This window comes from Streptosporangium sp. NPDC000563 (assembly GCF_040299985.1).
GTDB lineage: Bacteria > Actinomycetota > Actinomycetes > Streptosporangiales > Streptosporangiaceae > Streptosporangium.
In genome coordinates this window covers 216,289-224,398 of the sequence record NZ_JBEPDA010000011.1, presented here as the reverse complement: position 1 = coordinate 224,398, position 8,110 = coordinate 216,289, and the positions used below count along the sequence as shown (strand labels likewise).

The 8,110-nt window shown below is 70.7% G+C and carries 8 protein-coding genes; 3 read left to right on the top strand and 5 right to left on the bottom strand.

All coding sequences use genetic code 11. From position 1 onward, the window contains the following. Window positions 1-281 precede the first annotated feature (281 nt). On the bottom strand, window positions 282-467 hold the full coding sequence (locus ABT352_RS24880; RefSeq protein ID WP_350947310.1) for a DUF6203 family protein: 186 nt from the start codon (window positions 465-467) through the stop codon (window positions 282-284). A gap of 142 nt (window positions 468-609) precedes the next feature. After that, entirely contained in the window at window positions 610-1,374 is a 765-nt protein-coding gene (locus ABT352_RS24875) for an SDR family NAD(P)-dependent oxidoreductase (RefSeq protein ID WP_350947309.1), read from the bottom strand. Window positions 1,375-1,444: 70 nt separating this feature from the next. On the opposite strand from ABT352_RS24875, the gene ABT352_RS24870 reads away from it, so the two are divergent. Then, the gene (locus ABT352_RS24870; protein ID WP_350947308.1) at window positions 1,445-1,798 is read left to right on the top strand and encodes an ArsR/SmtB family transcription factor; all 354 of its coding nucleotides are present in this window, start codon (window positions 1,445-1,447) and stop codon (window positions 1,796-1,798) included. Between the two features lie 77 nt (window positions 1,799-1,875). Here ABT352_RS24870 and ABT352_RS24865 read toward each other — a convergent pair whose 3' ends face one another. The 3 genes from ABT352_RS24865 to ABT352_RS24855 all read right to left on the bottom strand — a co-directional run bounded on the left by ABT352_RS24865 (window position 1,876) and on the right by ABT352_RS24855 (window position 4,237). Further along, window positions 1,876-2,724 (bottom strand): cytochrome c biogenesis CcdA family protein, encoded by an 849-nt coding sequence (locus tag ABT352_RS24865; protein WP_350947307.1) that lies wholly within the window; start codon window positions 2,722-2,724, stop codon window positions 1,876-1,878. Between the two features lie 38 nt (window positions 2,725-2,762). Beyond that, window positions 2,763-3,374, bottom strand: a complete 612-nt coding sequence (locus ABT352_RS24860) for a TlpA family protein disulfide reductase (RefSeq protein WP_350947306.1) — start codon at window positions 3,372-3,374, stop codon at window positions 2,763-2,765. Window positions 3,375-3,445: 71 nt separating this feature from the next. Next, the gene (locus ABT352_RS24855) at window positions 3,446-4,237 is read right to left on the bottom strand and encodes a TetR/AcrR family transcriptional regulator (protein ID WP_350947305.1); all 792 of its coding nucleotides are present in this window, start codon (window positions 4,235-4,237) and stop codon (window positions 3,446-3,448) included. A gap of 76 nt (window positions 4,238-4,313) precedes the next feature. Between ABT352_RS24855 and ABT352_RS24850 the strand changes: the two genes are divergently transcribed. Beyond that, window positions 4,314-6,668, top strand: a complete 2,355-nt coding sequence (locus tag ABT352_RS24850; protein WP_350947318.1) for an ATP-binding cassette domain-containing protein — start codon at window positions 4,314-4,316, stop codon at window positions 6,666-6,668. 154 nt (window positions 6,669-6,822) lie between these two features. After that, window positions 6,823-8,052 (top strand): cytochrome P450 family protein, encoded by a 1,230-nt coding sequence (locus ABT352_RS24845; RefSeq protein ID WP_350947304.1) that lies wholly within the window; start codon window positions 6,823-6,825, stop codon window positions 8,050-8,052. Window positions 8,053-8,110: the final 58 nt, after the last annotated feature.

Here is an 8,110-nt window from a genome sequence, read left to right as displayed (position 1 = left end):
GCCGAGCCGACCTGACAAAGGCGCGACTGGGCCGACCCGACGGAGACGCCACCGGGCCGACTCGGGAAGGGCACGGCCGACCCCTGTCCTCTCGCCCCCCTGTCCTCTCGCCCCCCTGTCCTCTCGCCGCTCGCCCCATCGAGCGTCCGCTCGGTCCCGCAGGTGTCCTGACGGTGAGGCTCGGCAGCCGGTCGACGCCCCGCCGGGCACCGTCCGACCGGCGCCTGCCGGGACACCGGTGCCCGTGCGCGCGAGGGCCGGGGCGTCGACCCCGGAGGTTTTCAGCGGCGGCCGGAGCGGACCGGGCGCCCGCCTCCCCGCGTCGCGTACTCCGGCCCTCGCCCCGCCTGCTCCTGCTCACGCTGCCTGCGCCGCCGTCCCAGGAACCAGCCCGCCCCCAGGATCGCCAGACCTATCGGTGTACGAGACAACCTTCGTGCCACTACGACCTTGAAGAACTTTTTCATAGGGGCCCCCTGCCCCACAGCGACCCGATTAGACGAACGCGGCGCATCTGTCTTCGGGCAGGGGCCTTCCCGACGTCCGGTGCGGGAACGCCCCCCTGGCGAAAGGTGCTGAGAACGCGGACCGCGCCGGGGTGACGCGTGCTCAGGTGAGTTCCAGACCCCCGTCGACGGTGAGGACCTGGCCGGTGATCCAGGGAGCCGCGGGGTCGGCGAGGTGCACGATCCAGGCGGCCACCTCCTCGGCGGTACCCCGGCGGCCGAGCGGGATGCGGGCGATCTCGTCTCGCGTGATCTGCTCCACCACGGACTCGGGCAGGCCGGCGGCCGTCAGCGCCTCGCTTTCCGTGGGGCCGGGGGCGAGGGCGTTGACGCGGACGCCGTCGGTGGCCAGCTCCAGCGCCCAGCTGCGGGTCAGCTGTTCCAGGGCGGCTTTGGAGGCGGCGTAGTGGGCGGCGCCGGGCAGCGGACGGTGGCCGTAGACGCTGGAGACGTTGACGATCGTGCCGTGACCGGCGCGCAGGTGCGGCAGGGCCGCGCGGGCGAGCAGGCTGGGCGCGGTGACGTTGAGGGTGAACAGGTCGCGGACACGTTCGGCGTCGGTGTCGGCCAGCGGCATGACGGCGGTGGCTCCGGCATTGTTGACCAGCACGTCCAGACGTCCCCAGCGATCGGTCGCCGCGTCGATCACGGCCTGCGCCGCGCCGTCTCCGGTGATGTCGGCGGGCAGGACGGCGATGGCGGGATGGTGGGCGGCGGTCTGGTGCAGGGCCTCCGCGCGGCGCCCGACGCCGAGGACGTGCGCTCCGGCGTCGGCGAAGGCGATCGCGGCGGCGCGGCCGATCCCCGATCCGGCTCCGGTCACGACCACGACGCGATCCCGTAGGCGTCCGGTGGGCTGGTCGCTCATCCACGCTCCTCATGTCCGGCGTTTGAGATGTTCGATGTTCGTGAAACATCGAACAAGCTAGCATGGTCGGATGAGACAGGCACATCACCCCGAGGTGGGCGAGATCACGCTGACGGGGGTGATGGCCGCGCTCAGTGATCCGATCCGGGTCGGGCTGGTGCGGGTGCTGGCCGACGGCCGTGAACGCGGCTGGGGCGAACTCCAGGCCCCGGTGGCCAAATCCACGCTCAGCCACCACCTGCGGGTCCTGCGTGACGCCGGGCTGACCCGCACCCGCCAGGAGGGCACCCGCTGTTTCGTGGTCCTGCGCCGGCACGACCTGCAGGACCGCTTCCCCGGACTGCTACGTGCCGTGCTGGACGCGGCCGAGGACGACGACATCGGCCATCAGGTGAGCGTGAAGGACGCCCCGCGACCCACCTGAGCCCGCCACCGCCACCTATGTCCGGCGAGCGCGCCGCCACCGAACACCGTTGTGCGCGGTTCCGTCGTCTCCCGTGTTCAGCGAGCGTCTCGCCGCCGTGCCGTGCGCAGCGCGAGCGCACCAATGACGAGCAGGGCGAGCGCGAGCGCGATCCGGCCCGCACCGAGAGACTCCAGCCACCCCGCCAGGACGCCCTGCAGGGCCGTCGCGGCGCCCACGATCGGGTCGTCGGCAGCCCCGCCTGAGAAGACCCGCAGCTCGTACCAGCCGTAGTACATGACATACAGCCCGGCCAACAGGAGCAGCCCTCCGCCGGTCCTGGACACGTACGGCAGCAGCCGCCGCAGCCTGGTCACCGCGGCGCCCCGGGCGAGCACCACCGCCGTGGACAGTACGGCGACGACCAAGCCCATGCCGAGCGCGTAGGCCACGAACGCCGCCACGCCGCCGAGCAGGCCGGCGCCGGACAGCGAGGCCGAGGTGACGGCGAGGAACGGTCCCACCGTGCACGACAGCGAGGCCACCGCGTACGACACCCCGTAGCCGTACAGCGAGAGCGCCGAGGTGGCGGGACGGCCGGTGACCGTCCCGGGAAGCCTGAGCAGCAGCTCGCGGCCCGTCAGCAACCACACGCCGAGCCCCGCGAGCAGCACGCCGATGACGATCGTCACCCAGGGCAGATAGCGGCCGACCGAGACGGCCAGGGCGGTGACGGTCACCCCGAACAGGCCGAAGACCGTGACGAAACCCGCGGTCATCGCGACCGACAGCAGCAGCGCCCTGGCGACCGGCCCGCCGCGGCCCGGCCCGCCGTCGGCGATCAGCAGGGTGAGGTAGGCGGGCAGCATCGCGAAGCCGCACGGGTTGAAGGCGGCCACCGTGCCCGCGGCCAGCGCCAGGGCGAGCGGCACCTCGGCGACGTTCACGCTCGTCTCTCCAGGTTGTCGAGGGCCACGAGGGACGGCTACCGGCCGAGCAGTCGCCGGACGTGGCCGTCCAGCGCGTCCCGGTCGAGCGGGCCCGAGGCCTTCGTGGTGGAGCCGTCCGGTTTCATGAAAACGAACGTCGACTGCCGGCTCACGCCCAGTTTGGTCCACACCGCGCCCTTGGTGTCCGCGAGCTGCACGATGTCGCCGGTGCCGGTCCCCTGGACGAACTCCTTCATCGCCGCCTCGGTGTCCAGGCCCGCCACACCGACGAACTCGACGTCGCCGAACGCGGCGGCGGCCGCCTTGACGGCGGGTGCCTCGGAACGGCACTTGGGGCACCACGGCGCCCAGAACCAGAAGACCACCGGCTTGCCGGCGAGGTCGGCGCCCTGGAACGGCTCGCCGTCCAGGGTCTTGGCGGAGAAGGCGAGCGCGGCCGGCGTCGCCACCGGTGGGTCGGTGTCAGCTTCGGTTTCGGTTTCGGGCGAGGCCGACGGCGCCGGTGACGCGGATGCCGAGGTGGACGCCGGACCGGACGGCGCGGCGGCCGGCGGCGCGGCATCGGCGGTCACGCTCCCCTCGGTGCCGCACGCGCAGGCCAGCAAGGCCACCGAGACCAGGGCAACCGCCGCTCGCAATTTGATCATGCGTTCAGCGTAGGGGCGGACGTTCCCGCGATTTCTTACGAGCTCGTGACGGCGGCTCGCGACCAGGGCCCTCAGCCTCCGGCTTCGCCCATGGCCGCCTCGATCCCATCCAGGAGGATGACGAGCCCGGCGGCGAAGGTGTCTCTCCCCTCCTGTTCCAGGTAGGGGACGGTATCGTCCTGAGCCTGGTAGGCGCCCTCACCCTCCATCCAGGTCAGCGTGGGGAACCGCTCGGCGAAATCGGGGGCGACCTCCGTCAGCAGGGCCGAGCGGGCGTACCACCACTCCTCGTCGGACAGCCCGGTCGCCGCCGGGGCCTGACGCGCCTCCGCGACCGTCTGCGCCGCCCCGCGCACGAAGCAGGAGAGCGTCCCCGCGACGCGCCGCAGCGTCCCGGCGTCCAGCCCGGTCTCCCGGAGGATCCGCATCAACTCCTCGATCATGACGTACTCGTTGGGGCCCAGCACGGGGCGCGCCTGCGACACCTGCAGCATCCACGGATGCCGTACGTAGAACTCCCACGCCTCCCGCGCCCAGGAGGTCACGGCCGCCCGCCAGCCCGCCTCCAGGTCGTGGCGGGTGGACAATTCGGCGAGGGCCCAGTCGTACATCAGGTCGACCAGCTCGCTCTTGCTGGGGACGTAGGTGTAGAGGGCCATCGCCGTGCGGCCGAGCCGCTCGCCCACCGCGCGCATGGAGAGCGCGGCCATCCCCTCGGAATCGGCGATCGCGACGGCCGTGTCCACGATGAGGTCCACGCTCAGCGCGGGCTTGGGCCCGGGACGCGCCTGGTCCGACCTGGTGGTACGCCACAGCAGCGCCATCGAACGGCGCGCGTCGCCCTGTCCGGCGAAGACGACCACTTGCAACTCCTTACGGCATAAACTAACTTTGCCGGGCTAACTCTTTACACCCTAAGGATATCGCGTGAGAAGGTTCGTGTTCCCACCCGCCACACCGGTCGGATCAGGCGGCCCGCGGCGCCGCCCGGCCGCCGCGGACAGCCACGACGTGATCGAGGTTCGCGGCGCCAGGGAGAACAACCTGGCCGACGTCTCGCTCGACATTCCCAAGCGGCGGCTCACCGTCTTCACCGGGGTCTCCGGCTCCGGGAAGTCCTCCCTCGTCTTCGGCACCATCGCGGCGGAGTCGCAGCGTCTGATCAACGAGACCTACACGGCCTTCGTCCAGTCGTTCATGCCGAGCCTCGGCCGTCCCGACGTCGACGGCCTGCGCAACCTGAGCGCGGCGATCGTCGTCGACCAGGAGCGGATGGGCGCCAACTCCCGCTCCACGGTCGGCACCGCGACCGACGCGCAGACGATGCTGCGGATCGTCTTCAGCCGGATCGGCACCCCTCACGTCGGCACCTCGAGCGCGTTCAGCTTCAACAGCGCCGAGGGCATGTGCCCCGAGTGCGAGGGGCTCGGCCGGGTCTCCGACATCGACGTCTCCCAGCTCGTCGACGTCGACCGCTCGCTCAACGAGGGGGCGATCACCGCCCCCAACTTCACCGTGGACTCGTGGTACTGGCAGGGCCTGGCCCACTCGGGGTTCTTCGACCCCGACGTCAAGCTGAGGGACTACACCCCCACCCAGTGGGAGGACTTCCTCCACAAACCCGCCACCAAAATCAAAATCGGCACGATGAACACCACCTACGAGGGGCTCCTGGTCAAGGTACGGCGGCTCTATCTCGCCAAGGACCGGGAGTCGATGCAGCCCCACATCCGGGCGTTCGTGGACCGGGCCGTGACGTTCACGAGCTGCCGCGCGTGCGGCGGCAGCAGGCTCAACCCCGCCGCGCTCGCCTCGAAGATCGACGGCCGCAACATCGCCGACTGCGCGGCGATGCAGATCAGCGACCTGGCCGACTTCGTCCGGGGCATCGAGGACACCTCGGTGGGGCCGCTCGTCGCCACCCTGCGCAACACGCTGGAGTCACTGGTGGAGATCGGCCTGGGCTACCTGAGCCTGGACCGCGAGTCGTCCACCCTGTCCGGGGGCGAGGCCCAGCGGGTGAAGATGGTCCGCCACCTCGGCTCCAGCCTGACCGACGTCACCTACGTCTTCGACGAGCCCACGGTCGGGCTGCACCCGCACGACATCGAGCGGATGAACAACCTGCTGCTGCGCCTGCGCGACAAGGGCAACACGGTCCTGGTCGTCGAACACAAGCCGGAGACGATCGAGATCGCCGACCACGTGGTCGACCTCGGCCCCGGCGCCGGCTCCTCCGGCGGGCGGATCTGCTTCACCGGCGACGTGGCCGGACTGCGCGCGTCGGACTCCCTCACCGGCCGCCACCTGGACCACCGGGCCCGCCTGCGCGAGAAGGTACGGCAGCCCAGCGGGCAACTGTCGATCACCGGCGCCCGCCTGCACAACCTCAAGGACGTGAACGTCGACATCCCGCTCGGCGTGCTCACCGTGGTCACCGGCGTCGCCGGCTCGGGCAAGAGCTCGCTGATCCACGGCTCGCTCCCCCGCAGGGACGACGTCGCGGTGGTCGACCAGGCCCCGATCCGGGGCTCGCGCCGCAGCAACCCGGCCACCTACAGCGGGCTGCTCGACGCGATCCGCACCGCCTTCGCCAAGGCGAACGGGGTCAAGGCCGCCCTGTTCAGCGCGAACTCCGAGGGAGCCTGCCCCAACTGCAAGGGCATCGGCCTGGTCTACACCGACCTGGCGATGATGGCCGGGGTGGCGTCGGTGTGCGAGCAGTGCGAGGGCAAGCGGTTCACCCCCGAGGTGCTCACCCACAAGCTGCGCGGCAAGGACATCAGCGAGGTGCTCGCGATGTCGGTGGCCGAGGCCCGCGACTTCTTCGCTCCCGGCACGGACTCCTCCGGCACGGCCTCGAAGGCGAGCTTCGGCGCGGCGCGGGCCGTCCTCGACCGGCTCTCCGACGTGGGCCTGGGCTACCTCGGCCTGGGCCAGCCGCTCACCACCCTGTCCGGCGGCGAACGGCAGCGGCTCAAGCTCGCCATCCGGATGGCGGAGAAGGCCACCACGTACGTGCTGGACGAGCCGACCACCGGCCTGCACCTGGCGGACGTGGACCAGCTCCTCGCCCTGCTGGACCGGCTCGTCGACGACGGCAACACGGTCGTCGTCATCGAGCACCACCAGGCCGTGATGGCCCACGCCGACTGGATCATCGACCTCGGCCCCGGAGCCGGACACGACGGCGGCCGGATCGTCTTCACCGGCACCCCCGCCGACCTCGTCTCGACGGGAGACTCCCTCACCGCCCGGCACCTGCGGACCTATCTGGGGAAAGGCGGCGCATAGCCGAGACACGCGTCGCACTCGGCTTCCTGTCACATACAGCTCGGCTACCCGGTCAACTGTGTGATCGGACCGACATGGCGAGGCAGAGCGACCCGGGGTGCCCGTGAGGCCGCCTCCTCTCTGCTTCGCCACTGTGACCTGAAGGAGAAGACGCGTGTCCCAGCCTCTCCCGTTCGTCATCGATCCCACCGGTGCCGACCGGCACGCCGAATACCAGGCCCTGCGGGCTCGTGGTCCGGCCACCCCCGCGGACATCCTCGGCCTGCGCGCCTGGGCGGTCACCGACCCTGCCCTTCTCAAGGCCCTGCTCACCAGCCCCGACGTCTCCAAGAACGGCCGCGCTCACCACCCCGCCTTTCAGCAGACGATCGGCACGTGGCCGCTCGCCCTGTGGATCGAGGTGCAGAGCATGCTCACCGCGTACGGCGCCGACCATCGCAGGTTACGGCGGATGATCGCCCCCGCCTTCAGCGCACGCCGCATCGCCGAACTGAGGCCGACCATCCGATCCCTGGTCACCGAGTTGGTCGACGCCCTGGCCGCGCTGCCCCCCGGCCAGGTGGTGGACCTGCGTGAGCGGCTGGCCTACCCGCTGCCCATCGCCGTGATCGGCCACCTGATGGGCGTACCCGAAGACCAGCGGGACGATTTCCGGCAGCTCGTCGACAACGTCTTCGACAGCACGCTCACGCCTGAGCAGGCCAAGGCCAACACCGCACGTCTTTTCGAGGCCACCGACCAGTTGATCGCCACCAAGCGCGACAACCCCGGCGACGACATGACCTCCCTCCTCATCGCGGCACGCGACGAGGAGTCGGACGGCGCCGGCCTCACCGATGTCGAACTGCGCGACACGATGATTCTGATGATCAACGCGGGGTACGAAACGACCGTCAACGTCATCGACCAAGCCGTCCTCGCGATGCTGACGTCCCCCGGCCAGCTCCACCTCGTCCGCACCGGCGAAGCCACCTGGGAGGACGTGGTGGAGGAAACCCTTCGCGCCGAGCCCGCCATCAAGTATCTGCCACTGCGCTTCGCCGTGACCGACATCAAGCTGCCCGACGGGCAGGTCATCGCCGCAGGAGATCCCATCCTCGCCGCGTACGGGGCCGCCAACCGTCACCCCGACTGGCACGGGCCGGACGCCGACACCTTCGACGTCACGCGCAAGGCGAAGGACCACCTGGCGTTCGGCTACGGCGTGCACTTCTGCCTCGGCGCTCCACTGGCCCGCCTCGAAGTCACAGAAGCCCTGCGTCAGCTCTTCGAGCGTTTCCCCGCCATGTCACTCGCGACACCGGCCGACACATTGCGTCCGATACCCACCCTCATCAGCAACGGTCACCAGGAACTCCCCGTACACCTGCACGCCGTCGAATAGCACGGCCGAGTACCACCAGCTACTCGGGAACCTCGGACAGGGGAACCCCGTTCCCCCG